This window comes from Streptomyces yatensis, from assembly GCF_018069625.1.
Lineage (GTDB): Bacteria > Actinomycetota > Actinomycetes > Streptomycetales > Streptomycetaceae > Streptomyces > Streptomyces yatensis.
Map to the genome: position 1 here is coordinate 2,736,758 of NZ_CP072941.1, position 26,749 is coordinate 2,763,506.

Sequence of the window (26,749 nt, forward strand, 5' to 3'; positions counted from 1 at the left end):
CTCACAACTCCCCCTCCCGTGTCACACGCCGCGTCACCGCGTTGTCGGACGCGCCGGTGATGGAGGAGACGATCTGCTCCTGGGAGGTGGTGGTGACGTCGAAGAACCCGTTGTTGCGGCCGAGCCGCAGCACCGCGACCCAGTCCGCGACGGCCTTGACATCGCCCAGGTTGTGGCTGATCAGCAGCACCCCGAGCCCGCGTTCACGCAGCCGTTCCACCAGATCGAGGACCTGGGCGGTCTGCTCGATGCCGAGGGCGGCGGTGGGCTCGTCCAGCATGACCAGGCGCGGCTCGCCGAGCAGCGCCCGGGAGATGGCGACGGTCTGCCGCTGGCCTCCGGAGAGGGCGGCGACGGGCCTGCGCACATCGGGGATGCGGATGGCGAGGGTGGCCAGCAGATCGCGGGTACGGCGCTCCATCTCCACCTCGTTCAGGACGCCGATCCGGCTGATCTCACGGCCGAGGAAGAGGTTGCCGACGACGTCGAGGTTGTCGCAGAGCGAGAGGTCCTGGTAGACGGTGGCGATCCCCAGATGCTGGGCGTCGTGCGGGCGGCCGATGTGGACGGGGCGGCCCCGCCATTCGAGGGCGCCCGTGTCGGCCGGTTCGACCCCCGCGATCACCTTGACCAGGGTGGACTTCCCCGCGCCGTTGTCACCCACCAGGGCGATGACCTCACCGGCGTGGATCTCCAGCTGGACATCCGTGAGCGCCTCGACCGCGCCGAAGCGCTTGAAGACGCCATGCAGCGCCAGCAGGGGCGGGGCCGACGGTTGGGGCATCCGCTCCTCCCTTCATCGCGCGTCGTGCGATGAGCCGTTCCGGCCGATGAGCCCGGCCCTGCGGCAGTCATCCGCATACTTCTTGGTGCATATCTGATCGACGCGATACAGGCCGTCCTTGATGACGGTGCTCCTGATGTTGTGCACGGTCACGGCCACCGGCGTGAGCAGCACCGCGGGGATGCCACGGGCCGTGGCGCTGTTGACCCGCTGCCTGGCGATCCCGTTGAGCGAGGTGCCGTGTCCCAGCGCGATGGCCATCTCCGCGGCGGTGGACGCCTCGGGCTTGAACGGCTTGTAGACGGTCATGTACTGCTCGCCCTTGACGATCCGCTGAATGCCCGCGAGTTCGGCGTCCTGGCCGGTGACCGGGGGCAGCGGATGGATCCGGGCCGTCTTGAGGGCGGTGATGACGCCCGAGGCCAGGCCGTCGTTGGCGGCGAGGACGCCGTCGATGGCATGGGGGCCCAGGGCGGCGATGGCGGCGGACATGTTGCGGTTGGCGTTCTCCGGCCGCCAGCCGACGGTCTCGTAGGACTTGACGATCTTGACCTTGCCCTGGAGGACGGACCGTGCGCCCTGCTCGAACCAGTCCGCGTTGGGGTCGGTCGACGAGCCGTTCATCATCACGACCTGGCGGTTCTTGGGGTCCGGGCCCAGCGCCTTCAGCAGCCCCTCGCCCTGGAGCCGGCCGACGCGTGCGCCGTCGAAGGAGACATAGCCGGAGATGGGCCCCTCCGCGAGACGGTCGTAGGCGACCACCGGGACACCGGCGCGGCGAGCCTGGATCACGGAGTGGCGGACGGCCTTGGTGTCGACCGCGTCGAGGATGAGCACATCGACCCCGTTCGTGATCATGGCCTCGATCTGGTTGCGCTGGGAGACCGGATCGTGCTGGGCGCTGGAGTAGCTCACCGTGCAGCGCGGGCACAGCTGCTCGACCCGCTCCTGGATCAGGGGCTTGTCCATGCTCTCGAAACGGACGATCTCGTTCTCCGGGAGCAGCAGGCCGATCCGCAGCGGGCCCCGGTGTGGCCCGGTCGCGCCGACCGTCTGGCCGACCTGGGCCGCGTTGCCGCATGAGGCGAGGGACACGGCAAGGCCCAGGCCCGCGGTGACGGCGATGGCCGCGCGGAGGCGAGCGCGCGCCCGGGAGCGCGTCGGGGCGTCCGTCCGGGCACGCGTCGGGGCGTCCGTCCGGGCACGCGTCGGGGCGTCCGTCCGGGCACGCGTCGCAGCGTGCGTCCCCGGGCGCGTCGGAGCGTGTGTCCGGGGGCGCGTCGGAGCATACGTCCGGAAACGGGTCGCAGCGCGTGCCCGGAAGCGCGTCGCAGCGTGCGTCCAGGCGGTCGTACGGGAGCGGCTCATCGCCTTGTCCTCCTCCCTCTCCTCCCCCTCGCCCCCTCCGTCCGCGGTACGTCGTCCGCGTCGGCCGGCCCTTCCGGCGGCTCCTCCGGGGGCCGCCCGCTCGGGGGCTCCTCCCGCGGTGACGACAGGGAGAGCTCGCCCCAGACCTGCTTGCCTCCGCTCAGCGGCACCGAGCCCCAGGTCTGCGACATGGCCTCGATGAGCAGCAGCCCCCGCCCGCCGGTCGCCTCCCAGTCCACGGACGCCGGTTTGACGGGGGTGCGCGGCGAGAGGTCGTTGACCGCGATCCGCAGCCGGTCCGCGGTCAGCGTCAGATTCAGCCGCACCTCGCCCCGGGTGTGCACCAGGGCGTTGGTGACCAGCTCGGAGGTGACCAGCAGCGCCACGTCCAGCTCGTCCGTCAGGCCCCAGTTGCGCAGGGTGCGCGCGGTGAAGCGGCGGGCGTGCATCACGGCATCGGGCAGCCGCCACACCGTCCAGCTCGCCCGGGTGGGCCGCACCCGCATCCCGTCGAAGCGCAGCAACAGCAGCGCGACATCGTCGTCCCGACGGCTGTGTCCGCCGAGCAGCGCGTCCGCCACCCCTCCGGGGTCGGCCGGGTCGGCGCGGGCGAGCGCCTGGCGGGCCCGGCGCACCCCGTCGTCCAGGTCGAGCCGGGCGGACTCGACCAGGCCATCGGTGACCAGGGCGAGCAGGGTGCCGGAGGACAGCCCGGCGGCGGTCATCGGGAACTCGGCGTCCGCGAGCACGCCCAGCGGCGGGCCGCCCTCGACGTCGAGCTCCTCGGTGGTGCCGTCCGGGTGACGCAGCAGTGGCTGGATGTGCCCGGCGCGGACGAACCACGCCTCGCCCTCCTCCATGTCGAGGTCGGCATAGCAGCAGGTGGCGAAGAGGTCGGTCTCCATGCCGACGAGCAGGCGGTTGGCGTGCGCCACGACCACATCGGGCGGATGGCCCTCCACGGCGTAGGCCCGGATGGCGGTGCGCATCTGGCCCATGATGGTGGCGGCCGCGGCGCTGTGGCCCTGCACATCCCCGATGACCAGGGCCACATGGCCGTCGGCCAGCGGGATCACGTCGTACCAGTCGCCGCCCACCTCCAGGCCCATCGTCGCGGGCAGATAGCGGGTGACGGCCACCCCTCCGGGCAGCTCCGGCAGCTTCCGCGGGAGCAGGCTGCGCTGGAGCATGGTGGCCAGCTCGTGCTCGGCGTCCAGGGCGTGGGCGCGCACCAGGGCCTGCCCCACCAGACCGGCGGTCGCGGTCAGCAGCGAGCGCTCCTCCGGGCCGAACTCATGCCGCCGCTCCCAGCCGATCAGGCACACCCCGACGATCCGGCCGTCCGCCGGGAGCGGGAGGACGGCGAGGCCGCCGGGGCCGATACCGGCGAGCCCGGGTTCCAGGGCGGAGCCCTCGGGCCAGATGCTGACCTGGCCCTCCCGCAGCGCCTCCGCCAGCGTGGGCAGGGCATGGCTCGGCGGCTCGGGCCATTCGGACCGCCAGGCGGACCGCCACACCTCGGGCCAGGCGGCGGGCTCGGCGGGCGCCAGGACGGCGACCACCAACTGCTCGGCCTGGAGCTCGGCGACCGCGACCCGGCCCGCCCCGAGCGGATCGCGCAGCGCGCCGACCACCGCCCGGCCCACGTCCCGTACGGTCGTGGCCCCGGCCAGGGCGGCGGACAGCCGCTGCACCAGGGACACCTCGTCGGCGCGGGGCCGCAGATACGAGGTCTCCGCGACCACGCCGAGCATGCGCCGGGGGGTGCCGTCCGGCCCCGTCTCGACCTGGGCGCGCAGGCCCAGCCAGCGCAGCTCACCGTTGGGCCGGCGGATCCGGAACTCCAGCTGCGCGGTGCCGGAGGTCAGCACATCGGGCTCCAGGACCGACATCAGGGCGGGCACGTCGTCCGGGACGGTGACCGACAGCAGGGTCTCCACCCGTCCGTCGAAGTCCTCCCCCGCGATGCCGAACAGATCGAGCACCTGGGTGTCGGCGGTCATCCGCCCGCTGCCGAGGTGCAGCACGAACGAGCCGACGCGCAGCCGGTCCAGGGTGGGGCCGGGGAGGTCGGGATGCGGCTGGGTGAGCGCCTCCGGCCCGGCCGCCTCGAGGCCGGCGGCCACGTGGTGGGCGTAGAGCTCGATGAAGCCCCGGCGGTCGGCGTCGATACCGGCGGGCGACTCGTCCACGACCACCAGACACCCCAGCCCCTTGCCGTCCCCGCCGAGCGGCAGCACTCCCAGCGAGACGCCGGGCGTGGTGGGGGTTTCGGGGGTGGTGGGGCCGGTGGGGCCGTAGGCGGCGAGTTCGCTGGGGGTCAGCCACAGGGGGCGGCCGTCGCGGAAGGCGTCGGTGACGGGCGAGCGCCCGGACAGCCGGTAGCTTGCCGGCAGCGCGTACGACCGTCCGGCGCTGCGCACCGTCTCGGCCAACCGCAGCTCGGCACCTTCCGCGTCCAGCACATAGACAGCCACCACCGCGGTCCCCGTGAACGTCAGCACATGCCCGGTCACAGCACGCCTGCACCGCCTCCGTGCGCGGACCGCCGGTCTCGTGGGGCGTACCCGGGCCCTTGATCGGCCTTCGCGCGGCGACCGGTCACGACCACCGGCGGGGCCTTCGCTGCCGCGCCCCCTCGAAAGGGTTGGCGCCTCTCCTCAAAGCATGGCACAGCGGGCTGAACCCGGCCATCTCCCCTCGGATTCGGCGGTACGCCCCGGTGATCGGTGGCACTCGGCCGCGGTCGACGATGCGGGAGACTCGGCCGCATGGTGGATCTGCACGTGGTCACGATGGACGACTGGCCGCTGTGGCGGGATGTCCGGCGGGCCGCGCTGGCCGAGGCGCCGCACGCCTTCAAGTCCCGGCTCGCCGACTGGCACCGCGGCGGCGAGGAGCGGTGGCGCGCCCGGCTGGAGATCCCGGGCGCCCACCACATCGTCGCCCTGCTGGACGGCCGGGCCGTGGGGATGGCGGGCGGCCTGCCCGGGGACGACGGGCCGCCGGAGTTGAGGTCCGTCTGGGTCAGCCCCGAGGCGCGCGGCCACGGCGTGGGCGACCGGCTGATCTCGGCGGTCGGGACCTGGGCCCTGCGGGCGGGCGCCACGGCGCTGCGGCTCGCGGTGTTCCCGGGCAACGCCCCGGCGATCGCCCTTTACGAGCGGCACGGTTTCGTCGCCACCCAGGAAGCGGGGGATCTCCTCGCCGACGGTGTGACCAGGGAGCTGGTCATGGTGAAGGCACTGCCGCGGAGTTGACCCCGCCGACCCACAGTCGTGAATTCCGTTCATTGATATGGACACGCCATGATCCTTGTCCTACGTTGAGTCTTGGTCTAGACCATGATCCATCCAGGGAACGGAACAGACCGGAGGTGGGCCCATATGCCCGCGTTACGCACCACCAGGCGCGCCAGACGCTCCCCGCACACCAGGACGGCCATGGCCGTCGCGGCGCTCATGGGGATCCTGACGGCGGGGGTCGCGTCCGGAGGGACGGCCACGGCGAAGGAGGCCGCGGCGTCACCGACGGACGGATGGACGCAGACGTCGTTCACATACTCGATGCACAAGCCGTGGAATCTCGACCTGAGCGAGCGCTACCGCTACGACTCGGGCTCGAAGACCCACACGATGTGGGTGAATTCCACCGATGAGCCGCTCGAAGAGGGCAGCGGCACCGATCCGCGCACCGAAATGCGGTGGAAGCAGGAGTACACCTCGGGGCGGCATATGTGGGACGCCGATGTGTATGTGCCGTCCGGTACGAACGGCGCGGACATCATGCAGATCCTGCGGGTCAAGCACCCGAGCGGAACACCGGCCACCGACATCATGTTCCGGGCGTCCAGCGAGAACGGCGGAACGCTCCGGCGCTATACGGACACCGTCATCAAGTCCGGTATCTACAACACGTGGTGGAACCTGAAGGTGGCCCATGACGCGGGCACCGGAAAGATCCAGGTCTACGCCGACGACAAGCTCGTGCTGACGGTCGACGACCGGGGCCCGGCGACCCGCCACTTCAAGAACGGCGTCTATCACCACGGCAACGGCCGGGCCGAGGCCCGGTTCCGCAACATCCGCTATTGGGTCAAGTAGAGGAGTCGGACGGTGTCCACCAAATACCGCGTCATTGCCGGGATCTCGGCCGCCTGCGGACTGCTGCTGGCGGCTTCGGGCGCCGCGCACGCCGAGGTCGAACCGGGCGGCTGGTCGTCCGAGTCGCCGGGGTTCAAGGTGCAGGAGCGGGGGTGCGGGCAGGTCGACAACCTCACCTTCACCCTCACCTGCTCCACCGCGAGCGGGGACCAGCGGGCCGAGCGGCGCTATGACACCTACAACGGGGGAACCCACCAGTTCGAGGGGTACTTCCGGGTCACCAGCATGGGCGGCACCCGGATCAGCCTGAAGCAGACGTTCAACGACACCGACGGCGACGCCGGTCCGTACTTCATGCTCGCGGTCGAGCGGGGCGGGCGGCTGTACGCCGTGCACGGCGGGGACACCCTGTCCAACGCCGGGACGGTCGGGGCCACCGTGCGCGTCAACACGGTGCACGACGTGGGCGAGGAGCACCGTACGTACATCAACGGCTCGCTCAAGCACACCGTGGACAGCCCCGGCGGCAGCTTCTACGACAAGTTCGGGGCGTACCGCACCAGCAGCGGCAACGGCCCGGCCACCGTGGTGTGGAGCAACGTGAAGTTCTGGCGCAAGTGAGCGGCTCGGTACGCGCCCTGGCGGCGGCGGTTCTCGCCGTCGCCGGGCTTTCCGGAATCAGCGGATGCGCCTCCCCGGACGCTCCCCGGGAGCCCCGGACCACCGGCACCGTGCTCACCGTCACCCGGGTCTCCCCCGTCGACGCGAAGCTGAGCTGGCACGGGAAGGCGCCGGGCGCCGCGGGGCGGATCGTGGAGTTCGCGACCGAGCCCCGGGGGCCCTGGACGATCCTCACCTACGCCCCGCTCAGCCAGACCACATACCGGCACCCGGATCTGATACCGGAGACCCACTTCTCCTACCGGGTGCGGCCGTACTACGGACCCGCGTCCCGGCCGGTGGACGTCGCGCTGCCGAAGGGGGCGTTCACCAAGGCGGAACAGCAGGAGGAGCACACATGGGCGCCGCCGCGCACCATCCGACGGGCCGGTGTCCGCACCAGCCCCGCCCGGGGGCCCGCCGCGACCCCGACCGATCTGCGCGCGAAGATCATGCACGCCAACGGCATCCGGTTCACCTGGACCGACCACGCCGAGGGCGAGCGGGGCTATCTGCTGGAGGACCGGCCGCGGGGCGACGACTCCTTCCGTCCGGTCGCCGTGCTCGACCCGGACATCAACTCCTTCGGGCTGATCACCCTGCCGAACGAGAAGCGGGCCTCCTACCGGGTGCGGCCGGTCACCTACGGCGAGCGGTCCAACATCGCCCGGCTCACCACCGGCGAGCGGCCCGCCGGGCGCGGCTGAGCGCCGCCGCCTCGGTCCCCGCTGAGCGCCGCCGCCTCGGTCCGCTGATCGCCGCCGCCTCGGTCAGCTGAGCGCCGCCGCCTCGGTCAGCTGAGCTCATCGTTTTCGTCCCCGGTGTCCGCCGGGTCCCCGATGTCCGCCGGGGACGGGGAGAGCGCCTCCGGCACCGGGGTGTGCCGCGCCCCGGCGATCAGGACGTCGAACCCCCAGGCCAGCCGGTCCTGGGGGGACCCGGACAGCAGCCGCGGGCCGAGCGCGGCGATATGCGGATGGGTCCGCGGCGAGACGTCCCGTACCGCCGTGGCGAGCGACTGCCAGTCGGCCTGGTCCTGGGGGGTGTCGCCGGGGACCCGGTGGGCGTGCTCGGCCGCGGTCGCGGTGGCGTACTGCAGCAGCAGGTCGATCACCCACGCGGCCCGGTCGGGCTCCAGGCCGCCCTCGTCCAGCAGCGCCAGCAGCGCCTCCCCCAGCCTCAGATAGTGCTTCCCGAAGGGGCGGGCCACCAGGGCGGACTGGGCGAGGCCGGGGTACTCGAACAGCACTGAGGTGTACGAGGTGAGGATCCGCACCAGCCGGTCCTGCCAGTCGCCGCTCGCCCCGGCCGGGCTCAGGTCGACCTCGCCGAGAAGCTCGTCCAGGACCGCCGCGTGCAGCTCGGCGATATTGCGGACGTAGACGTAGAGCGAGGCCGGCCCGGTGTCCAGCTCCTTGGCCAGACGGCGCATCGTGACCCGCTCCAGGCCCTCGGCACGCATGAGCCCGACCGTGGTGGCGATGATGCCTTCCCTGGTCAGGGCCGGTTTCGCCGGACGTTCCCGACGGCTTTGCGGGGCGGTGGGATGCGCTGTCATGGCGCCATCGTACCCATCTGCGAACACGTTCGTCCCAGACGTGTTCGCCACAGACGCGTTCGTCACGAACACGTTTGCCACGAACATGTTCGTCGCCCTACGCTCGTGCCATCCGCCGCGCACCGGCGCCGAGCCTGGGAGGCATTGCCATGTCCGGAACACCCCGTATCGCCATCGTCGGAGGAGGGCTTGGCGGGCTGACGCTGGCGCGCGTGCTGCACGTCCACGGCATCGCCTCGACCGTCTACGAACTGGACGCCTCGGCGACCGCACGCGACCAGGGCGGCTCGCTGGACATGGATCCCGAGTCCGGTCAACGGGCGCTGCTGCACGCCGGTCTGCTCGAGGAGTTCCGGCCGCTCAGCCGCCCCGAGGACGGGGAGCTGCGGCTGCTCGGCAAGGACACGGCCGTCGGCCTCCGCATCCCCGCGCGGGAACCGGGCGACGCGGACGAGGGAGAAGAGCGGCCCGAGATCGACCGCAGGGCGCTGCGGGACCTGCTGCTGGGCTCGCTGCCCGAGGGGACGGTCCGCTGGGGCCACAAGGTGCGGGCGGTGGCGCTCGGCGCGGCGGGGCGGCCCGCGCTCACCCTGTCCGACGGCCGTACGGTCGAGGCGGATCTGCTGGTCGGCGCGGACGGGGCGTGGTCCAGGGTCCGGCGCCTGGTGTCCGACGCCGACCCGGTCTACTCCGGGGTCTCGTTCGTGGACTGTCTGCTGCACGACGTCGACGCCCGGCACCCCGCCGTCGCCGAACTCGTCGGCCGGGGCACGATGTTCGCCCTGGCGGACGAGAAGGCGCTGGTCGCCCAGCGCAATGGCGGTAACCGCATCCGCGTCTACGCCGCGGCCAAGGCGCCGGAGGAGTGGAGCCGTTCGGGCCTCATCGACCCGGCGGACCCGGCGGCGGCCAGGAAGCGGGCGCTCGACCTCTTCCCCGACTGGGACGAGGGGCTGCGCGCGCTGATCGCCGAAAGCGACGGCCCGCTGGTCCCCCGGTCCATCCACGCCCTGCCCGTCGGCCACCGCTGGGAGCGCGTGCCCGGCGTCACGCTCCTGGGCGACGCCGCCCATCTGATGTCCCCCTTCGCGGGGGCGGGCGCCAACCTCGCCATGATCGACGGCGCGGAACTCGCCCTCGCCCTCGCCACCCACGACGACCTGGAGACGGCTCTGAACGCCTACGAGACACCCATGTTCCCGCGCGCCGAAGAGGCGGCCGCGCAATCCGCCGACAACCTCACCGGCTTCTTCCGCCCGGACGGCCTGCGGATCGCGTGCGAGACCTTCACCGCGGTCACCTCCGGCGGTGAGGCCCGATGACCACCCACCAGACCACCGGATTCACCATCGAGCCCTACCCCGGCCTTCCCCTGACGGTGCGGGACGTGGGCGCGGGCCGGCCCGTGCTCGTGCTGCACGGCGGCGGCGGACCCGCCTCCGTGACCGACCTCGTGGACCACTTCGCCGCCACCTCCCGGGTGCTGGCGCCGACCCATCCGGGCTGGGAGGACACCCCGCGGCCCGAGTGGTTCTCGGACGTGGGCGATCTCGTCGAGACCTATCTGGACCTGCTGGACGACGACCGTGACCTGCGCGATGTCCTGGTCGTCGGCGCATCCTTCGGCGGCTGGATCGCCGCGGAGATGACCGTGCGGGACCGGGCCCGCCGCATCGGCGGGCTGGTCATCATGGGCGCCTTCGGCCCGCACGTGGAGGGGCACGAGCTGCGCTTCCCCACCGCCCCGCCCGGCCCGCCCGGCCCGCCGCCCGGTCAGGGCTCCGGCGCACCGGAACCGGCATCGGCATCGGCATCGGCACCTGCATCGGCACCGCGCCGGGGCCCGTCGGCACCGCGCCGGGGCCCGTCGCCCGCGGCCCTCCAGGCGCTGGTGGCCTACGCGGGCCCGACGAGGTCCGATCCGAAGCTGCTGCACCGGCTCGCCCGGGTGAGCGTGCCCGCCCTCGCGGTGTGGGGCGAGCAGGACACCGTCGTCCCGCCCGACTTCGGCCGCGCGTACGCCGCCGCCATCCCGGGGGCACGGTTCGAGCTGATCCCGGGCGCGGGCCACATCCCCACCCGGGAGGCCCCGGAGGCCACGTTCGCCGCGATCGACGCCTTCTCGGCCGCCATCCCGCGGTAGCAGGCACCCGTCAGGCGGGGCGCCCCAGCTCCTTGCGGAAGAGCTCCAGCACATTGCCGCCGAGGATCTTCTCGACGTCCCCCTCGGGAAGGCCCCTTCGGACCAGCGCCTCGGTCACCAGAGGCAGTCCGCGGGGGCCTTCGAGGCCGGGGACCAGCAACCGGGCGTACTCGACGTCCTCGCAGCAGGGCGGGGTGGTGTCATCGCAGACCTCCTTGATGAAGTCCGGCCCCAGACCCACCCGGCCGACGCCGATCACCTCGGCGATATGGACGATGTGGTCGGCCAGCCGGTCCACCGTGCGATCGGCCCGGGCGGTGGCCAGGAACTCGCCGAGGAAGTTGACGCACACCATGCCGCCGGTCGCGGCGATCCCGCGCAACTGCTCATCGGTGAGGTTGCGATGGTGGTCCAGGAGCGCGCGGGCGGAGGAGTGGGTGGCCAGTACGGGGCGGGTGGCCAGTTCCAGCACATGGGCGACTCCGGAGGCGCCGAGGTGGGAGACGTCGAAGAGGATGCCGAGGCGCTCCATCTCCCGCAGCGCCAGGACCCCGGCCTCGGTGAGCCGACTCCCGGTGGCGTCCTCACCGCTGCCGTCGGCCAGGGCGGTGCGGCCCCAGTGGGCGAGCGAGGCGATGCGCACCCCGAGGCGGTGGAGGGTCGGGAGGAGTTCGACGTTCGCGTCCAGCCCGGGGGCGCTCTCCAGCGCCAGCACCAGGGCGATCCGGCCGTCGGCGAGGGCCGCGTCGATGTCGTCGCCGTCCAGGCACAGCCGTACCTCGTCGGCGTTGCCCTCGGCGAGGGTGTGGGCGCACTCGATCATCCGCAGCGTCTCGCGCAGCGCGCCCTCGGGGCGGAACCGGTCGTCGATGAAGACCGGCAGCACCTGCACATCCACTCCGCCCTCGCGCAGCTGCGGCAGCCAGCGCTCCCGGAAGTAGCCGGCCCAGCGGTGCGGTGGGCGGGCGGTGATGGCGATCAGCAGGTCGTTATGGGCGTCGGCGACGACGGCGCGCTGGTGGAGTGCACGGCTCATAGGGCACGGCTCATGAGGACGACGGTGTCCTTTCGTGGGACGTTCGTGGAGCGGGAAGCGGCGTCGGTCATCGTGGCGTACGCGCCGCCCACCGGGCCATGGGTTTTCGCCCGGCCCGACGCCGGTCCCGCGCGGCCAGGTGCCGGTCCCGCGCGGCCAGGCGCCGGTCCCGCGCGGCCAAGCCCCGGTCCCGCGCGGTCAGGCGCGCCGGTCCTCGGTGGCCGGACGCCCATCGTCGGCGGTCAGTTGAGGGCGATCAGCCCGATGGCCACCCCCGCGCCGAGCAGCCCCAGGGCCTGGGGCCGGGTGATCCGCTCCCGCAGGAACGTCAGCGCGAGCAGCACCGGCACCGCCGGATAGAGCGCGGACAGCACCACCGCCACGGACAGCAACTCCTGCCGGGTGGCCAGCAGATACAGGACGGTCGCCACCGTGCCGAGGACGCCCGCCACCGCCGCCACGGCGACCTCCCGGCGGGGCAGCCGCAGCCGGGCACCGGTCGCGGGAAACAGCGCGAGGATGACGGCCACCGACACGGCCCGGCTGACCACCACCGGCCACCAGCCGGCCGTGGCCGGTATCCGGGCCAGCGCGAAGAAGTGCACGGCCAGGCCCACTCCGGCGACCAGCGCCATGACCAGGGCGGGGGACAGCCGGTCGGCCCCTTGTGCCCGCCCGGCCCGGGCGGCGGCCGGTGTCGCCGCCGGACGCGCCTCGACACCCGGACGGGCCTCGCCGCGCCCGCCACCCTCACCGCGCCCGCCGCCCTCACCGCGCCTGCCGCGCCCGCCCCGCTCGCCGCCCTCACCGCGCTCGCCGCGCCTGCCGCGCTCGCCGCGCTCGCCGCGTGAGACCAGCCAGAGGGCGGGCAGCCCGAGCGCGATCCCGGTGAGCGCCAGGGGCGAGGGCCGGTCGCCGAGGAGGGCGATCCCGGCCAGCACCGGCAGCCCCACCGCCGTGACATCGCTGACCGGCACCACGACGCTCATCGGCCCCTGGTTCATCGACCAGTAGAGGCACGCCACGCCCACGCCGGTGCCGAGCCCCGAGAGCGCGCCCCAGGCCAGGGCCGCGGCCGGGGCGGTGGCGCCCTGGGTGAACAGCACCGGGACGAGGCTGACCACCGTGCCGGCCAGCTGTGCCCAGGCCGCGACCGTCACCCCGTGCCGGCGGCGGGAGACCAGGCCGCTCAGGAAGTGGGTGGTGCCGAAGCAGAGCGCCGAGGCGAGGGCGAGCAGCTCACCCATGGTCCGTACGGGCCCGGTCCTCGGCCGCCGCCCGAGCGGCCGCCCGGTCCGCGGCGCCGACCGGGCACTCCACGCCGTCCGGGGTGCAGGCGGCCCGGTCGCACAGCCGGCACATCCGGTCGGCCGAGCCACTGCCCTGGTAGAGCCCGTCGAGCAGCTTCGCCAGCAGGGTTCCGAGCTGGCGGATCTCCGTATCGCCGAGGCCGTCCAGCACCCCGGTGAGCTGGGAGGTCCGCGAGGTCAGCAGCTGGCCGGCGGTCCGCCGGCCCTTGGCGGTGGGGTGGACCCCGGTCCAGTTGCCGATCGTGCGGCGCCGCTCGACCAGCGCGTCCCGCTCCAGCCCGTCGACCATCCGCACCGCCGCGGACTGGGTCAGCCCCACTCGGCGGCCGAGCTCGGTCACGCTCACGCCGGGGTCGGCGCGGAGCACGATCAGCGCGGCGGCCGCGCTCATGCTCAGGCGGGACGCGGAGGCCGGGGCGCTGAGCAGATCGTCCGTGATCGCCAGTGCCGTGGCCCCCAGCAGATTCGCCACCCGTTCTCTGTCATCATGCATGACTCATGCATACCCGGGATGGGCGGATGCCATGCCCCGGCCGGCGGGGTGAGAGGATCGGACGGACGGGCCCGAGGGACGGAGGCGGGAGATGTCGGTGGAGATCACCTGGTGGGGGCACGCCACCGCGACCGTGCGGGACTCCGGGGTGCGGGTGCTGACCGACCCCCTGTTCGCACGGCGGCTGGCCCATCTGCGGCGCCGCCGGGGGGCCGTACCACCGGCCGCCGCGGCGATCGCGGACGTGGCCCTGGTCTCGCATCTGCACGCCGACCATCTGCACCCCGGCTCGCTGGCCAAGCTGCTGCCCGGCACCCGGCTGGTGGTACCGCGCGGGGCCGGACGGGCGGTGCCCGGGCTGCGGCGGGTGGTGGCGGCGCGGGGGCTGCGGGTGACCGAGATGGCGCCGGGGGATGTGTGCACGGTCGGCGAGGTGCGGATCCGGGCGGTACCGGCCGAGCACGACGGGCGGCGGCTGCCGTACGGGCCGAGCCGGGTGCCCGCGCTGGGATACGTGCTGAGCGGCGAGTCGACCACGTACTTCGCGGGCGACACCGGGCTGTTCGACCGAATGGCGGAGGCCGTGGGCGCATGCGATGTGGCGCTGCTCCCGGTGGGCGGCTGGGGTCCCTACCTCGGCCCCGGCCATCTCGACGCGGGCCGCGCGGCCCAGGCGCTGGCGCGGCTGGGGGCGCGCTGCGCGGTGCCGGTGCACTACGGGACGTACTGGCCGATCGGGATGGACGCGATCCGTCCGCATGAATTCCACGCCCCCGGCGACGACTTCGTGCGCCACGCCGGGCGGCTGGCCCCCGACGCGGTGGTGCACCGGCTGGGGCACGGGGAGTGCGTCCGACTGGAGCCCGCCAGGTGATGGGGGATCTGGCGAATCTGGTGGACGTGGTCGATCTGGCCCGGCGCGTGCCCTCCGAGTCGACCCAGCAGGCGGTGGGGTATCCCTCGCTGTTCCTGCTGGTCGTGTTCGGGTCGCTGGTGCCGGTGGTACCCACCGGTGCGGTGGTCTCCTCGGCCGCGGTGGTCGCCATCCACCAGACCGCTCCCCCGCTGTCGCTGCTGGTGGTCTTCGGGGTGGCCTCGCTGGCGGCCTTCACGGGCGACGTGATGCTCTACTGGCTCGGGCGGCGCGGGGTGGCTTCGAAGAACGGCTCCCGGTGGCTGGAGCGGATCCACGACCACGCCGCGCCGGAACGGCTGGACCAGGCGCAGGCGCGGCTGGAGGAGCACGGCGTGGCGGTTCTGGTGCTGTCCCGGCTGATCCCGGCGGGCCGGATACCGGTGATGCTGGCCTGCCTGCTGGCGCGCTGGCCACTCCGGAGATTCGCCCACGGCGCCGGGCCCGCGGCACTGGCCTGGGCGGTGACGTATCAGCTGATCGGGATCCTGGGCGGCTCGCTCTTCCCCGAACCGTGGGAGGGCGTGGCGGCGGCCGTGGTGCTGACGGTGGTGATCAGCACGACCCCCGCCCTGTGGCGCCGCCTGCGCCGCCGCACCGCCCGCGACGCGCAGAGCGAGGCGGCGGGCTGACACCCTCTCTCTCCCTCGGGCCGCCGTCACACCGGCCACAACGCCGGGTTCTCATCCACTTCTTGTGGAGCGGTGACGCGGCGTCACGATGCCCAGAACGCACCTTCCGGCGCGTCCTGGCCCCTCTGGACGCCGATGCCCTGGACGAGGCGACCTGCGCATACGTTGCGGACATCACCCGCGGCACCGTGCCGGCGCCCGAGATCCCGCCCACCCCCGGGGCCGGCGGAACGCGGACAGCGCCGTGCCGCCCAGCGTGCGGACCAGCATCCGGCGCCGGACGGGCTACTGCCCGCCGCGGCCCTCGACGGCAACACCCGTAGTCGGCGCTCGGCTCAGTTGTCGAGCGCGCCCATGGACTGGTCGAGAAGCGAGGCCAGGCTTTTGGTTCCATCGCAGGCGAGCCACGCTTGGGTGGCCGCGTCGAGGCAGGCGAGACCTGCACCGACGAGCGCAGCCGCCACGGGGTCGTGGGGCGAGGAAGACCGGCCGAGCCGTCGGCACATCTCCGGATCCAGCAGTTCGTGCCAGCGCTGTTGCTTCTCCCAATGCCGGGCCTTCAGCGAGGGTGTCTCGCACATCATGGTGAAGAACCGGAGGGAGCGGTCGGGCTCGCCCGCGTGCTCTTCGGTTACGACGTCGAACGCATGACGAAGGGCGGTCCACGGCCGCTCCTCGTCAGGCCGTGAGGTGAACGCGGAGGCGACGCGCCGGCCCAGTCCATGGAGGCCGTCGAGCGCGACGTCCTCTTTGGTCTTGAAGTAGCGGAAGAACGTCGCGCGCGAGAGTCCGGCCTCGGCGGCAATCTGGTCGACGGTGGTGTTGTCGAAGCCTTGGCCGTCGAACAGCCGTGACGCTACGGCGACCACTTCAGCCTTCATGACCTCGCGGGCCAGGCTTCGCAGCGGGCGTGCCGCAACCGAGTGGCCGCTCGGGTCGGGCGAGGTATTCATCACACTCCAGCGTAGCCGTCAGCGGGACTTTCTGAGACTGAGTCTTGGTTTGATACTGCGTCTCAGATCGATCGGGAAGACGACTTGACCCACGGTCAGGCGCACCGACCAGATCTCACGCAACGAGGAGTAGCCATGAGCACCTCTACCCAGCAGCGCGCCGCCTTCGAGTCCTTCCTCGACGGCATGCACAGCGCGGACAACGACGCCATCGCCCGTAACCTCGCCGAGAACGTGGTGCTGAACAGTCCGTTCCTCTCCGAGCCGATCACCGGCCACGAGGCAGTCGCGAACGTCCTGAAGACCGTCAGCAGGCTGGCCGACGACCTCACCGTGGAAGAGATCCTCAGCGGTGAGACCCACCACGCCGCGTTCTTTCGACTGCGGATCGAAGACACCGAAGTCAACGGAATGGACTACGCCCGACTCGATGCGGACAACAAGATTGCGGAGCTGTCCGTGCTGTGGCGCCCGCTGCCGTCCATCGTTGAGATGCAGGGACACATTGCGCCGATCATCGGTGTGCCGGCTCTGGAACTGCGCACGAAGGGGGAGTGACGACGAAGACAGTGACCCTACGCCCGTACGGGCGAGGCGGAAGGCTTGTTCCGCGCCGGAGAAGAGGGCGTCGTCGGCTTGGGCGGTGCGGATCGTGCGGCGCTCGGTGCGCCCGTGCCCGCGGTCGTCCTCGGTCTCGGTCGGAGGGGACAAGGGAGCACCCCCGGCCCGGCGCCCGGCGCCGCGTCCCACGGCTCCAGGCGGGTGGCGCCCGGAAGCGGGGTGGCGTCCGGACGCCGATGGCCTCCGGGAAGAGCGGGGTCAGCCGTTCAGGCTCAGTACTTCTCGCAGCGCACGCGTCACCGCGGCCTCCGGGTCGGGCACCGACCGCTCCACCCGCCAGGCGACGAAGCCGTCGGGGCGGACCAGGACGGCCCCGTCGGGGGCGGTGCCGTGGAGTTCGGCCCAGTCCACGCCCGGTTCGGGGGCGAGTTCATGGTCCGGTCCGTCGCCCACCCGGTAGCAGTCCAGCGGTACGCCGAGGGTGTCGGCGGCGCGGTGGCCCGCCTCGTACCAGGAGGACCCGCCCGGCCCGGTGAGCAGCACGCAGGTGCGCTCGTACAGGTCGAGGGTGGACAGCCGCACCCCGCAGCGGTGCACCCACATATGGGGCGCGCGGCTGCCGGGCTCGGCCGAGACCATGAAGTGGTCGGGCACCGCGGGCGCGGCGGCGTCGGCACCGACGACCGCGCCGCGCACATAGCGGTAGCCCATCGCGACGGCCATGACATTGCTCTGCGGGCCCCGGTCCTCGCTGGCGGGCGCCGAATAGCCGGGGTGGCTGTGCTCGGCCGAACGGGCGGCGGCGCGGGCGCTGGTGGCCTGGGCGACCGGGCGCCGCTCCATGCCGTAGGTCTCCAGCAGGCCGGGACCCGCCCAGCCGCCCATGACGGCGGCGATCTTCCACGCCAGGTTGTGGGCGTCCTGGATACCGGTGTTGGAGCCGAAGGCACCGGTGGGCGACATCTCGTGCGCGGAGTCCCCGGCGAGGAAGACCCGGCCGTCGGAGTAGCGGTCCGCCACCCGCTCGGCCGCGTGCCAGGGGGCCTTTCCGGTGACCTCGACCTCCAGGTCGGGCATGCCGACGGCGGTACGGATGTGCTGGGCGCAGCGCTCGTCGGTGAACTCCTCCAGCGCCTCGCCGCGCTCGGGGTGCCAGGGGGCGTGGAAGACCCACTGCTCCTGGTTGTCGACGGGCAGCAGCGCCCCGTCCGCCTCCGGGTTGGTGAGGTAGCAGGCGATGAAGTGGCGGTCGCCGACCGCGTCCGCGAGCCGCTTGGCGCGGAAGGTGATGGACACGTTGTGGAACAGCTCGCCGCGGCCGCTCTGCTCGACGCCGAGCGCCTCGCGCACCGGGCTGCGGGGGCCGTCGGCGGCGATGAGGTAGTCGGCGCGGACCGTGGAGCGCTCTTCGGACCTGCGGTCCAGGAGCACGGCGGTGACCCCGTCCGCGTCCTGTTCGAAGGAGATCAGCTCGGTGGAGAACCGCAGATCGCCACCGAGATCCTGGGCCGCGCTGAGCAGCACCGGCTCCAGGTCGTTCTGGCTGCACAGACACCATCCGGCAGGGCTGATCCGGGCGGCCTTGCCACCCGGGTCCATCTCCCGGAAGAGCCAGTTGCCCTCCGTGCCGGTCAGCGACGGGGTCTGCAGGATTCCGTGGTTGTCGGCCAGGACGGACGCGGCCTCGCGGATCGCGGGCTCGACTCCGGCGGTGCGGAACAGCTCCATCGTCCGGATGTTGTTCCCCCGTCCGCGCGGGTGGTGCGAGGTGCGCGGGTGTTTTTCGACCAGTAGATGACCGATCCCCAGTCGGCCCAGGAACAGTGAGGCGGACAGGCCCACCAGGGAGCCGCCCGCGATGAGGACGGGCACACGCTCAGCATTGTCGGCAAGACGGTTCATTGTGCTGCTATGCCCGGTGTTTCCGGGCTCTTCCGGGACGCTGACGAGGCGTTCGCTCGGATGGCTCACATATCTCGCGCCATTGGTGGGTGCACCCCACGATCGTCTAACGGGCGGGTGTCCTCGATGCCCGGAAGGACGCGTCCGCGAAATAAGGAGTGGAATATGAGCACCCTGTCCGACATTCCGGAGACCACGGTGAACCAATCGCCGACCACCGTGGAATCCGCTCTCACCGACACCAGATTGCGCGTCGTCTTGCTGGTGCAGGTCAACAGCGGTGCCGAGCAGCGCTTTCTGCGTGCCTATGACCAGTTGTCCCAGCAGGTGGCCGCGGTGCCCGGGCACATCAGCGACCAGCTCTGCCAGTCGATCGAGAACCCCTCCCAGTGGCTGATCACCAGCGAATGGGAAAGCGCCCCTCCGTTCCTGGCCTGGGTGGACTCTCCCGCGCACCGGGAGATGGTCAAGCCCTTCCACGGCTGTGTCGAGGACACCCGCTCGCTGCGGTTCAGCATTCTGCGGGAGACCCTGACCGCCGGATCCGCGCCGGTCGATGTGACCACCCGGGGTGTCGACGCCGCGCTGCGGGTCGGCGACGGGCTGGTCCGGCAGGCGCTGACCTTCACCGTGAACCCCGGCAGCGAGGACACCGTCGCCAAGATCCTCGCCGACTACGCCTCACCGGAGGCACGGGTCGACGAGACCACCCGGCTCTCCCGCACCTCCGTCTTCATGAGCGGCAACCGGGTCGTACGGGCCGTGGAGGTCAAGGGCGATCTGACCGCGGCACTGCGCTTCGTGGCCCGGCAGCCGGAGATCAAGGCCGTCGAGGAGGCCATCAATCCGTATCTGGAGGAGGACCGCAACCTCGACGACCCCAGCTCGGCACGGGAGTTCTTCGCCCGGGCCTCGCTGCCGGTGGTCCACCACATGACGGCCGGCGGACCGCGCCCCGCCCAGGGCGTCCACCGGCACGCGCTGCTCTACCCGGTCAAGACCGGCTGCGGACCGGCGGTGGCCAGTCTGCTGGCCCGGCAGGACGAGCTGGCGGTGAACAAGGAGATGACCGCCGAGCAGTCCGCGAAGGCCCTGCTGAGCAGCACCATCTTCCAGCGTGACGACATCGTGGTCCGGCTGGTGGACCTGAGCGTGCCGCTGGACCGGCACCCCGCCATGGCGGCCGGCGTGAGCGGACGGCGGGCGGCCGCGGTGCTGGGCCGCCTCCTCGACCTCGGGGCGGACGGGGCGGTGATCGACCTGTCCGTGGACGACGGGCTGCGCCGCTTCCTCGCCGACTGCGACATGACCCCGATCACCGACCGCCAAGCGGCGGACCACTGACGCCCCTCTCCCCCTTCACCTTCCCACCCCCTGTGGCGCGGACCGCGCAACGCTACCTGGAGGAACTCATCATGACCACGCAGCCCCCTCTCGTCGTCGACCTCGCCGCGGTCGCCCCCAACCGCCGGCGCGGTGGCGATGTGCGCGCCATGCTCACACCGCCGCTGGTGGGCGCCACGAGCGGCTTCATGGGGATGGCCATCGTGGGGCCCGGTGAACGGGTCACCGAGCACTACCACCCGTACTCCGAGGAGTTCGTGTACGTCGTCAGCGGCGACATGGAGGTGGACCTGGACGGCGAGGCGCATCCGCTCCGCCCCGACCAGGCGATCCTGATCCCCATCAATGTGCGGCACCGGTTCCGCAACGTGGGCAGCACCGAGGCCCGGATGGTCTTCCACCTCGGCCCCCTGGCGCCGCGCCCCGAGCTCGGCCATGTGGACACGGAGTCCGCCGAACCCGCCGAGGCGACGTCGTGACCCGACGGGTGGTGGTCACCGGGCTCGGTGTCGTCGCCCCCGGGGGTGTGGGCGTTCCCGCGTTCTGGGACATGCTCACCGCGGGCCGTACGGCCACCCGCAACATCACGCTCTTCGACGCGGAGCGGTTCCGCTCCCGGATCGCCGCCGAATGCGATTTCGACCCGCTGGCCGGCGGTCTGACCTTCGAGCAGATCGAACGCTCGGACCGCTATGTGCAGTTCGCGCTGGTGGCGGCGCAGGAAGCGGTCCGGGACTCCGGGCTGGACCTCCAGGCGCTCAACCCCTGGCGGATAGGGGTCTCCCTGGGCAGCGCGGTCGCCGCCTCCACCCGGCTGGAGCAGGACTACGTCAAGGTCAGCGACGCCGGGGAGCACTGGGATGTGGACCACCGCAAGGCGGGTCCGCATCTGCAGCACGCGTTCTCACCGAGCGCGCTGTCCTCCGGGGTGGCGGAGCTGACCGGTGCGCAGGGCCCCGTGCAGTCCGTCTCCACCGGCTGCACCTCCGGTCTCGACGCGATCGGATACGCCTTCCAGGCGATCGAGGAGCGGCGGGCCGATGTGTGCATCGCCGGGGCCGCGGACTCGCCGATCACCCCGCTGACCGTGGCCTGCTTCGACTCGATCAAGGCCACCTCCGCGAACAACGACAACGCGGCCACCGCCTCGCGGCCGTTCGACGCCCACCGGGACGGCTTCGTCCTCGGCGAGGGCGCCGCCGTGCTGGTCCTGGAGGAGCTGGAGCACGCCCGGGCCCGGGGGGCGCGGGTCTACTGCGAGTTCCGGGGCTTCGCCACCTACGGCAACGCGTACCACATGACCGGTCTGACGCGGGAGGGGCTGGAGATGTCCGAGGCGATCGACCACGCGCTCGGCCACGCCCGCGTCAACAGCGACGAGATCGACTACGTCAACGCGCACGGCTCGGGCACCAAGCAGAACGACCGGCATGAGACGGCGGCCGTGAAGCGGTCCCTGGGCGAGCACGCGTACAAGACCCCCATGAGCTCGATCAAGTCCATGGTGGGCCATTCCCTGGGGGCGATCGGCGCCATCGAGGTGGTCGCCTGCGCCATGGCGCTCGCCCATGGCGTGGTGCCGCCGACGGCCAACTACGAGACCCCCGACCCCGAATGCGACCTCGACTATGTCCCGCGCACCGCCCGCGCCCTCCCGCTGCGCAATGTGCTGTCGGTCGGCAGCGGGTTCGGCGGCTTCCAGTCCGCGGTGGTGCTGGGCCGGACGGACGGGAGGGCGGCATGAACGCGGCGATGAACACCCGGAACCGGGGCGCGGCCATCACGGGCATCGGTGTGATCGCCCCGGGCGGGGTGGGCACCGATGCCTTCTGGAAGGCGACCCGGGAGGGGATCCCCTGCCTCGACCGGATCTCCCGCGAGGGCAGCGGGCACTTTCCGGTCCGGATCGGCGGCCAGGTCCGCGGCTTCGATCCGGGGTCGATGATCGAGGAGCGCTTCCTCGTCCAGACCGACCGCTTCACCCACTTCGCGATGGCCTCGGCCGATCTCGCGCTGGACGACGCCCGGCTGCCGGTGGACGACATGTCGCCGTTCGCGATCGGCGTGGTGACCGCCTCCGGTTCCGGGGGCGGTGAGTTCGGCCAGCGCGAGCTGCAGCAGCTCTACGGCAAGGGGCCGCGCTATGTGGGCCCGTACCAGTCCATCGCGTGGTTCTACGCGGCCAGCACCGGCCAGGTCTCCATCCGCGGCGGGTTCAAGGGCCCCTGCGGAGTGGTGGCCAACGACGAGGCCGGCGGTCTTGACGCGCTCGCGCACGCCCGCCGGTCCATCCGGCGGGGGGCGGACGCGATGGTGGCCGGCGCCTCCGAGGCATCGCTGGCGCCGTACTCCATCGTCTGCATGCTCGGCTGGGACGAGCTGAGCCGGGCCCGCGACGCGGGCCGGGCCTATCTGCCGTTCACCGAGGACGCCTGCGGATTCGCGCCCGGCGAGGGCGGGGCGATGCTGGTCGTGGAGGAGGAGGGGGCCGCCCGGCGCCGCGGGGTGCGGATCCGGGGCTTCATCGCCGGATACGGCTCGACCTTCACCGGGGCCTCCCGGTGGGAGCGGTCCCGGGAGGGGCTCGCCCAGGCCATCCGGGTCGCCCTGGAGGACGCGCAGTGCGCGCCGGAGGAGATCGACATGGTCTTCGCCGACGCGCTCGGCGTGCCCGAGGCCGACCGTGCCGAGGCGCTGGCCATCGCCGACGCCCTCGGGCCGCACGGCACCCGGGTCCCGGTGACCGCGCCGAAGACCGGCTTCGGCCGGGTGCACTGCGCGGCCCCCACGCTCGACGTGGTGGCCGCCGTGCTCTCCATGGAGCACCGCGTCGTGCCCCCGACCCCGTACGTCACCGACGTCTGCCATGAGCTCGACCTGGTCACCCGCAGCTCCCGGCCCGCCGAGCCGCGGACGGCGCTGGTGCTCAGCCGAGGGCTCATGGGTTGCAACGCGGCGCTCGTGCTCCGCGGACCGGAAGGAGATTACTGATGTCAAGTCAACTGTCCTATGGGGAACTGGCCACGCTCATGAAGCGCTGCGCCGGGCTCACCGTCGACCCGGACATGATGCAGACCCGGCCGGACTCCACCTTCGAGGAGTACGGCCTGGACTCGCTCGGCCTGCTCGCCATCGTCGGTGAGCTGGAGAACCGGTACGGCACCCCGATCGAGCCGGGTGCCGAAAGCTGCAAGACCCCCGGGGACTTCCTCGACGTCATCAACACCTCACTTACCTCAGGAGCATGAAGATGGCAGGCCACACCGACAACGAGGTCATGATCAAGGCGCCGTTCGACCTCGTCTGGAACATGACCAACGACCTGGAGAACTGGCCGCAGCTCTTCAGCGAGTACGCCTCGGTCGAGGTGCTCCAGCGGACCGGGGACACCACCACCTTCCGCCTCACCATGCACCCCGATGAGGACGGCAAGGTCTGGAGCTGGGTCTCGGAGCGGGAGACGGCCCGCGATGTGCGCACGGTATGGGCCCGCCGCGTCGAGCCCGGCCCCTTCGCGTACATGAACATCCGCTGGGAGTACGAGGAGGAGTCCGAGGGCACCCGCATGCGCTGGACCCAGGACTTCGAGATGCGGCCCGACGCACCGGTCGACGACCCCACGATGACCGACCACATCAACCGCAACTCCCGTATCCAGATGGATCTGATCCGGGACAAGATCGAGCAGCGGGCCCGGGAGACGGTGGGGGCATGAGCGTGTACCGCACCATGATCGTCGCCAAGATGCAGCGGGACGCGGCCCCCCAGGTGGCCAAGATCTTCGCCGATTCCGACCGGGGCGAACTGCCCAAGCTGATCGGTGTCACCGGCCGCAGCCTCTTCCAGTTCGGTGATGTGTATCTGCATCTGATCGAGGCCGACCGGCCGCCGGCCACCGAGGTCACCAAGTACGCCAAGCACCCGGAGTTCCGTGACGTCAGCGCCCGCCTCCAGCCGTATATGCGGGCGTACGACCCGGCGACCTGGCGCGAGCCCAAGGACGCCATGGCGCATGAGTTCTACCGCTGGGAGCGCGACGCGGGCTAGCGGAGCCGTCCCGCCGCACGGGGCCGCCGACGGAGTTCACACCTCCCGGCGGCCCTTTCCTTATGCCCGGCGAGCGAAAATCTCACACTACTGGGCTCATCGGAATGATGTCTGCCGAAAAGGTGAAAGGACGTCAGTCCATTCGCGCGGCAAATGAGTGATCATTGCGCTTATCTACACCCAGAGGGCTTACAACGGAGCAGATCGCAGGCCGCGCCGAGTGGCAGGGGGAGCTCTCGTCGCTGACGGTGGATAAGACGCCGATGCGATCCCTTTATCTGGCAAATAGTCAGTATCGCGACGGCGCCGGAAGGAATGACTCATGCGATCTACTCGCGCACTCTTCACCGGGGCGGCGATTGCCGCCACCCTGACCCTGGGCGCCCCCGCCGCCGCGTTCGCCGCCGACGTCTCGGACCCGGGCGGTCACGGTGGGTACTCGAGCAGCCAGGAGTCCTCCGAGGACGGCTACGGCCAGGGCGGCAGCTCCTGGAAGGACAAGGACGACCACGGTCGCGAGGACGGCCGGGAAGACCACGGCAAGGAAGAAGAGCACGGCAAGGAAGAGATGAAGGGCAAGGACGAGGGCGGCGAGCGCGACTGGTCCTCCTCCCACGGCAAGGACGAGGACCGCGACTTCGACCACGGCAAGGACGAGGGCCGGGAGCACGAGCGCGAGTGGGACGGCAAGAAGGACGACCACGACTGGTCCGGCGGATCCTGGAAGGACCACGAGAAGGGCGAGAAGCCGCGCGGTGGCGTCCACACCGGTGGTGGCGGCATGGCCACCACGGGCAGCGGCATGGCCGCCGGCTCCGTCCTGCTCCTCGGTGGTCTGGGCGCCGGCGCCTACGCCCTGCGTCGCCGCAAGCCGACCGGCACCGCGATCTGAGCCTGACGCTTTCGTAATTCCGTGCTGCCGTGGCACCTCCGCCGAGCGGTGGTGCCACGGCAGCGCCACGAGCGCTGTGAAAAGCGGCCGTGAGAAAAGCACCGTAAGAAAGGCGCTGTGAGAAAGGCGAACACCCCTATGGGAAAGCCGGCCAAGCAGGGCGCTGCCGACAGCAACACCCGCATCCTCCGCTGGGCCGCCGCGTCGGCCCTCATCGGCGTATTCCTCATCTACAACTCCGTCGACGCCGCCTCGCAGAACACCCCGGCGTCGGCCCGGCCCGCGGCCAGCGCCCCGGCGTCCATCTCCGAACCGGAGAGCGACACTTCGGCCGAGGACGACTACGCGGACTCCCCGGAGTCGACGGCCGCCCCCGAGTCCCGTCCGGGACCCGCGCTGCCGCGCTCCCCCGCGTCCCATCTGGACATCCCCTCGATCGGCGTGAGCGCGCCCTTCACCCCCCTCTCGCTGGACGTGTCGGGTGTGCTGGTGCCGCCTCCGGACACCGAGCAGAACCTGGTGGGCTGGTACGAGGGCGGCCCCTCCCCCGGTGAACGCGGCAATGCCATCGTGGCCGGGCACGTGGACACCAAGATCGGCCCGGCGGTGTTCGCCACCCTCAGCCAGCTCAAGCCGCAGGGCAAGGTGGCCATCACCCGCGAGGACGGGATCGTCGCGACCTTCGTCGTCGACAAGATCAAGACGTTCAAGAAGAACGCCTTCCCGGACCAGAAGGTGTACGGGGACACCCCCAATGCCCAGCTGCGGCTGATCACCTGCGGCGGGGCCTATGACCACACGGCCAAGGACTACACGGCCAATGTGGTGGTGTTCGCGCACCTCAGCTCGTACCGCTACAGCTGACGGACCGATATCAGCTGACGGACCGGCAGCCGACAAGCCGAGCACACGCCACGGTGCCCGCGTCGTCGAGGACGGACGACGCGGGCACCGTGGTGTGTGCGGCTAGCGGCGGCCCTTGGCCGGCACCGTGGAGTCGAAGGCGTGCAGCGCGCCGTTGACCGGCCGGATGTCGGTCACGTTCAGACCGGCCTCGGTCATCCGCGTCACCATGCTGTCCTCGGTGTGCTTCCGGCCGCCCACATTGAGCAGCAGGAACAGGTCCATCGCCGTGGTGAAGGACGAGGGGCTGTTGTCGACGAGGTTCTCGATGACGACCACCCTGGCGCCGGGCCGCGCCGCCGCGACCACGTTGGCGAGCGTCCGGCGGGTGCTCTCGTCGTTCCATTCGAGGATGTTCTTGATGATGTAGAGGTCGGCCTCGACGGGGACCTCACGACGGCAGTCGCCGGGCACCAGCGTCGCCCGCGAGGCCAGTGGCCCGCCGTCCCGCAGCCGCGGATCGGCGTTCGCCACCACCTGCGGCAGGTCCAGCAGCGCGCCCTGCAGCGCCGGGTGCCGCTCCAGCAGGCTGGCCAGCACATGGCCCTGGCCGCCGCCGATGTCCACCACGTCCTTGACCCCGTCGAGGTCGAGGAAGGCGGCGACATCGGCGGCGGACTGCCGGCTGGAGGTGGTCATCGCGGCGTCGAACACCCGGGCCGACTCGGGGGCGTCCTCATGGAGATAGGCGAAGAAGTCCTTGCCGTAGATCTCGTTGACGACACAGCCGCCGCCGCGCACCGCACGGTCCAGCAGCGGCCACGCCTCCCAGGTCCACGGCTCGGTGCACCACAGGGCGATGTTCCGCAGACTGCCCGGGGTGTCCTCGCGCAGCAGCCGGGACATCTCGGTGTGCCGGAAGCGGCCGTCCTCGGTCTCGGCGAAGATCTGGCAGCAGGCCAGGGAGCGCAGCAGCCGGCGCAGCGGATCGGGCTCGACGTCCACGGCGGAGGCCAGTTCGCCGATGGAGGCGGGCTGCTCCCCCAGCGCGTCGGCGATCCGCAGCCGGACCGCGGCGCGCACCGAGGCCGCCCGTGCGGCGCCGAAGACGATCTCCCGCAGCTGCATGGGCGGCGGGAGCGCGGCCGGTGGGGGCTGTGCCGCGGCCGCGGGGGTGGTGGTGTCCACAGTGGTCATGACGTCGCCT

General features: G+C 71.9%; 28 protein-coding genes. 18 read left to right on the plus strand and 10 right to left on the minus strand.

The features are described 5' to 3' along the window. Nucleotide 1: 1 nt before the first annotated feature. The 3 genes from J8403_RS10960 to J8403_RS10970 form a co-directional block, all read right to left on the minus strand. On the minus strand, nt 2-784 hold the full coding sequence (locus tag J8403_RS10960) for an ATP-binding cassette domain-containing protein (protein WP_211123022.1): 783 nt from the start codon (nt 782-784) through the stop codon (nt 2-4). Between the two features lie 12 nt (nt 785-796). After that, the gene (locus J8403_RS10965) at nt 797-1,879 is read right to left on the minus strand and encodes a sugar ABC transporter substrate-binding protein (RefSeq protein WP_246585798.1); all 1,083 of its coding nucleotides are present in this window, start codon (nt 1,877-1,879) and stop codon (nt 797-799) included. A gap of 269 nt (nt 1,880-2,148) precedes the next feature. Continuing rightward, the gene (locus J8403_RS10970) at nt 2,149-4,668 is read right to left on the minus strand and encodes a SpoIIE family protein phosphatase (RefSeq protein ID WP_211123023.1); all 2,520 of its coding nucleotides are present in this window, start codon (nt 4,666-4,668) and stop codon (nt 2,149-2,151) included. Nucleotides 4,669-4,923: 255 nt separating this feature from the next. Between J8403_RS10970 and J8403_RS10975 the strand changes: the two genes are divergently transcribed. The 4 genes from J8403_RS10975 (at nt 4,924) to J8403_RS10990 (ending at nt 7,622) form a co-directional block, all read left to right on the plus strand. After that, nucleotides 4,924-5,412, plus strand: coding sequence for a GNAT family N-acetyltransferase (locus tag J8403_RS10975; RefSeq protein WP_211123024.1), 489 nt, complete (start codon nt 4,924-4,926; stop codon nt 5,410-5,412). 126 nt (nt 5,413-5,538) lie between these two features. Further along, complete coding sequence (locus J8403_RS10980; RefSeq protein WP_425519775.1) at nt 5,539-6,255, plus strand: cinnamyl alcohol dehydrogenase; 717 nt, start codon at nt 5,539-5,541, stop codon at nt 6,253-6,255. 12 nt (nt 6,256-6,267) lie between these two features. Beyond that, a complete protein-coding gene (locus tag J8403_RS10985; RefSeq protein WP_093465626.1) occupies nt 6,268-6,876 on the plus strand; it encodes a hypothetical protein in 609 nt (202 codons plus the stop codon). Beyond that, nucleotides 6,873-7,622: a fibronectin type III domain-containing protein gene (locus J8403_RS10990; protein WP_246585799.1), complete on the plus strand. Its 750-nt coding sequence runs from the start codon at nt 6,873-6,875 to the stop codon at nt 7,620-7,622. The genes J8403_RS10985 and J8403_RS10990 overlap by 4 nt, the downstream gene beginning before the upstream one ends. Before the next feature lie 86 nt (nt 7,623-7,708). On the opposite strand, the gene J8403_RS10995 is transcribed toward J8403_RS10990, so the two are convergent. Next, nucleotides 7,709-8,473, minus strand: coding sequence for a TetR/AcrR family transcriptional regulator (locus tag J8403_RS10995; RefSeq protein ID WP_211123025.1), 765 nt, complete (start codon nt 8,471-8,473; stop codon nt 7,709-7,711). Between the two features lie 149 nt (nt 8,474-8,622). Between J8403_RS10995 and J8403_RS11000 the strand changes: the two genes are divergently transcribed. Together J8403_RS11000 and J8403_RS11005 are read left to right on the plus strand one after the other, a co-directional pair. Continuing rightward, nucleotides 8,623-9,795, plus strand: a complete 1,173-nt coding sequence (locus J8403_RS11000; RefSeq protein ID WP_211123026.1) for an FAD-dependent oxidoreductase — start codon at nt 8,623-8,625, stop codon at nt 9,793-9,795. Further along, entirely contained in the window at nt 9,792-10,616 is an 825-nt protein-coding gene (locus J8403_RS11005) for an alpha/beta fold hydrolase (protein WP_211123027.1), read from the plus strand. The genes J8403_RS11000 and J8403_RS11005 overlap by 4 nt, the downstream gene beginning before the upstream one ends. Nucleotides 10,617-10,626: 10 nt before the next feature. On the opposite strand, the gene J8403_RS11010 is transcribed toward J8403_RS11005, so the two are convergent. From J8403_RS11010 to J8403_RS11020, 3 genes are all read right to left on the minus strand, one after another. Next, complete coding sequence (locus tag J8403_RS11010) at nt 10,627-11,652, minus strand: dipeptidase (protein ID WP_211123028.1); 1,026 nt, start codon at nt 11,650-11,652, stop codon at nt 10,627-10,629. Between the two features lie 242 nt (nt 11,653-11,894). After that, entirely contained in the window at nt 11,895-12,899 is a 1,005-nt protein-coding gene (locus J8403_RS11015) for a DMT family transporter (RefSeq protein WP_211123029.1), read from the minus strand. Then, complete coding sequence (locus tag J8403_RS11020; protein WP_211123030.1) at nt 12,892-13,455, minus strand: MarR family winged helix-turn-helix transcriptional regulator; 564 nt, start codon at nt 13,453-13,455, stop codon at nt 12,892-12,894. The genes J8403_RS11015 and J8403_RS11020 overlap by 8 nt, the downstream gene beginning before the upstream one ends. Before the next feature lie 91 nt (nt 13,456-13,546). On the opposite strand from J8403_RS11020, the gene J8403_RS11025 reads away from it, so the two are divergent. After that, a complete protein-coding gene (locus J8403_RS11025) occupies nt 13,547-14,329 on the plus strand; it encodes an MBL fold metallo-hydrolase (protein WP_211123031.1) in 783 nt (260 codons plus the stop codon). Then, on the plus strand, nt 14,329-15,000 hold the full coding sequence (locus J8403_RS11030) for a DedA family protein (protein ID WP_211123032.1): 672 nt from the start codon (nt 14,329-14,331) through the stop codon (nt 14,998-15,000). Before J8403_RS11025 ends, J8403_RS11030 begins: the two co-directional genes overlap by 1 nt. 335 nt (nt 15,001-15,335) lie before the next feature. Here J8403_RS11030 and J8403_RS11035 read toward each other — a convergent pair whose 3' ends face one another. Further along, nucleotides 15,336-15,953 carry a TetR/AcrR family transcriptional regulator gene (locus J8403_RS11035; RefSeq protein ID WP_211123033.1) on the minus strand — a complete coding sequence of 206 codons (618 nt, stop codon included), beginning with the start codon at nt 15,951-15,953 and terminating at the stop codon, nt 15,336-15,338. A 135-nt stretch (nt 15,954-16,088) separates the two neighbouring features. Here J8403_RS11035 and J8403_RS11040 point away from each other — a divergent pair, with 135 nt between their 5' ends. Next, nucleotides 16,089-16,511, plus strand: a complete 423-nt coding sequence (locus J8403_RS11040; protein ID WP_211123034.1) for a nuclear transport factor 2 family protein — start codon at nt 16,089-16,091, stop codon at nt 16,509-16,511. 261 nt (nt 16,512-16,772) lie between these two features. On the opposite strand, the gene J8403_RS11045 is transcribed toward J8403_RS11040, so the two are convergent. Further along, nucleotides 16,773-18,416, minus strand: coding sequence for an FAD-dependent oxidoreductase (locus J8403_RS11045; RefSeq protein ID WP_211123035.1), 1,644 nt, complete (start codon nt 18,414-18,416; stop codon nt 16,773-16,775). A 165-nt stretch (nt 18,417-18,581) separates the two neighbouring features. On the opposite strand from J8403_RS11045, the gene J8403_RS11050 reads away from it, so the two are divergent. From J8403_RS11050 to J8403_RS11090, 9 genes are all read left to right on the plus strand, one after another. After that, entirely contained in the window at nt 18,582-19,760 is a 1,179-nt protein-coding gene (locus tag J8403_RS11050; protein ID WP_211123036.1) for a SchA/CurD-like domain-containing protein, read from the plus strand. Between the two features lie 71 nt (nt 19,761-19,831). After that, nucleotides 19,832-20,239: a cupin domain-containing protein gene (locus J8403_RS11055; RefSeq protein ID WP_211123037.1), complete on the plus strand. Its 408-nt coding sequence runs from the start codon at nt 19,832-19,834 to the stop codon at nt 20,237-20,239. Next, on the plus strand, nt 20,236-21,504 hold the full coding sequence (locus J8403_RS11060; RefSeq protein ID WP_211123038.1) for a beta-ketoacyl-[acyl-carrier-protein] synthase family protein: 1,269 nt from the start codon (nt 20,236-20,238) through the stop codon (nt 21,502-21,504). The genes J8403_RS11055 and J8403_RS11060 overlap by 4 nt, the downstream gene beginning before the upstream one ends. Continuing rightward, on the plus strand, nt 21,501-22,751 hold the full coding sequence (locus J8403_RS11065) for a ketosynthase chain-length factor (protein WP_425519776.1): 1,251 nt from the start codon (nt 21,501-21,503) through the stop codon (nt 22,749-22,751). Before J8403_RS11060 ends, J8403_RS11065 begins: the two co-directional genes overlap by 4 nt. Beyond that, on the plus strand, nt 22,751-23,008 hold the full coding sequence (locus tag J8403_RS11070; protein WP_086881071.1) for an acyl carrier protein: 258 nt from the start codon (nt 22,751-22,753) through the stop codon (nt 23,006-23,008). Before J8403_RS11065 ends, J8403_RS11070 begins: the two co-directional genes overlap by 1 nt. A gap of 2 nt (nt 23,009-23,010) precedes the next feature. Then, entirely contained in the window at nt 23,011-23,475 is a 465-nt protein-coding gene (locus J8403_RS11075; protein WP_037962524.1) for an SRPBCC family protein, read from the plus strand. Next, complete coding sequence (locus tag J8403_RS11080; protein WP_246585800.1) at nt 23,472-23,807, plus strand: TcmI family type II polyketide cyclase; 336 nt, start codon at nt 23,472-23,474, stop codon at nt 23,805-23,807. The genes J8403_RS11075 and J8403_RS11080 overlap by 4 nt, the downstream gene beginning before the upstream one ends. A 322-nt stretch (nt 23,808-24,129) precedes the next feature. After that, complete coding sequence (locus J8403_RS11085; protein ID WP_211123039.1) at nt 24,130-24,699, plus strand: hypothetical protein; 570 nt, start codon at nt 24,130-24,132, stop codon at nt 24,697-24,699. Between the two features lie 138 nt (nt 24,700-24,837). Further along, nucleotides 24,838-25,563: a class F sortase gene (locus J8403_RS11090; RefSeq protein ID WP_211123040.1), complete on the plus strand. Its 726-nt coding sequence runs from the start codon at nt 24,838-24,840 to the stop codon at nt 25,561-25,563. A 102-nt stretch (nt 25,564-25,665) separates the two neighbouring features. Here the strand turns inward: J8403_RS11090 and J8403_RS11095 are convergent, their stop codons facing one another. Further along, nucleotides 25,666-26,739: a methyltransferase gene (locus J8403_RS11095; RefSeq protein WP_211123041.1), complete on the minus strand. Its 1,074-nt coding sequence runs from the start codon at nt 26,737-26,739 to the stop codon at nt 25,666-25,668. Nucleotides 26,740-26,749: the final 10 nt, after the last annotated feature.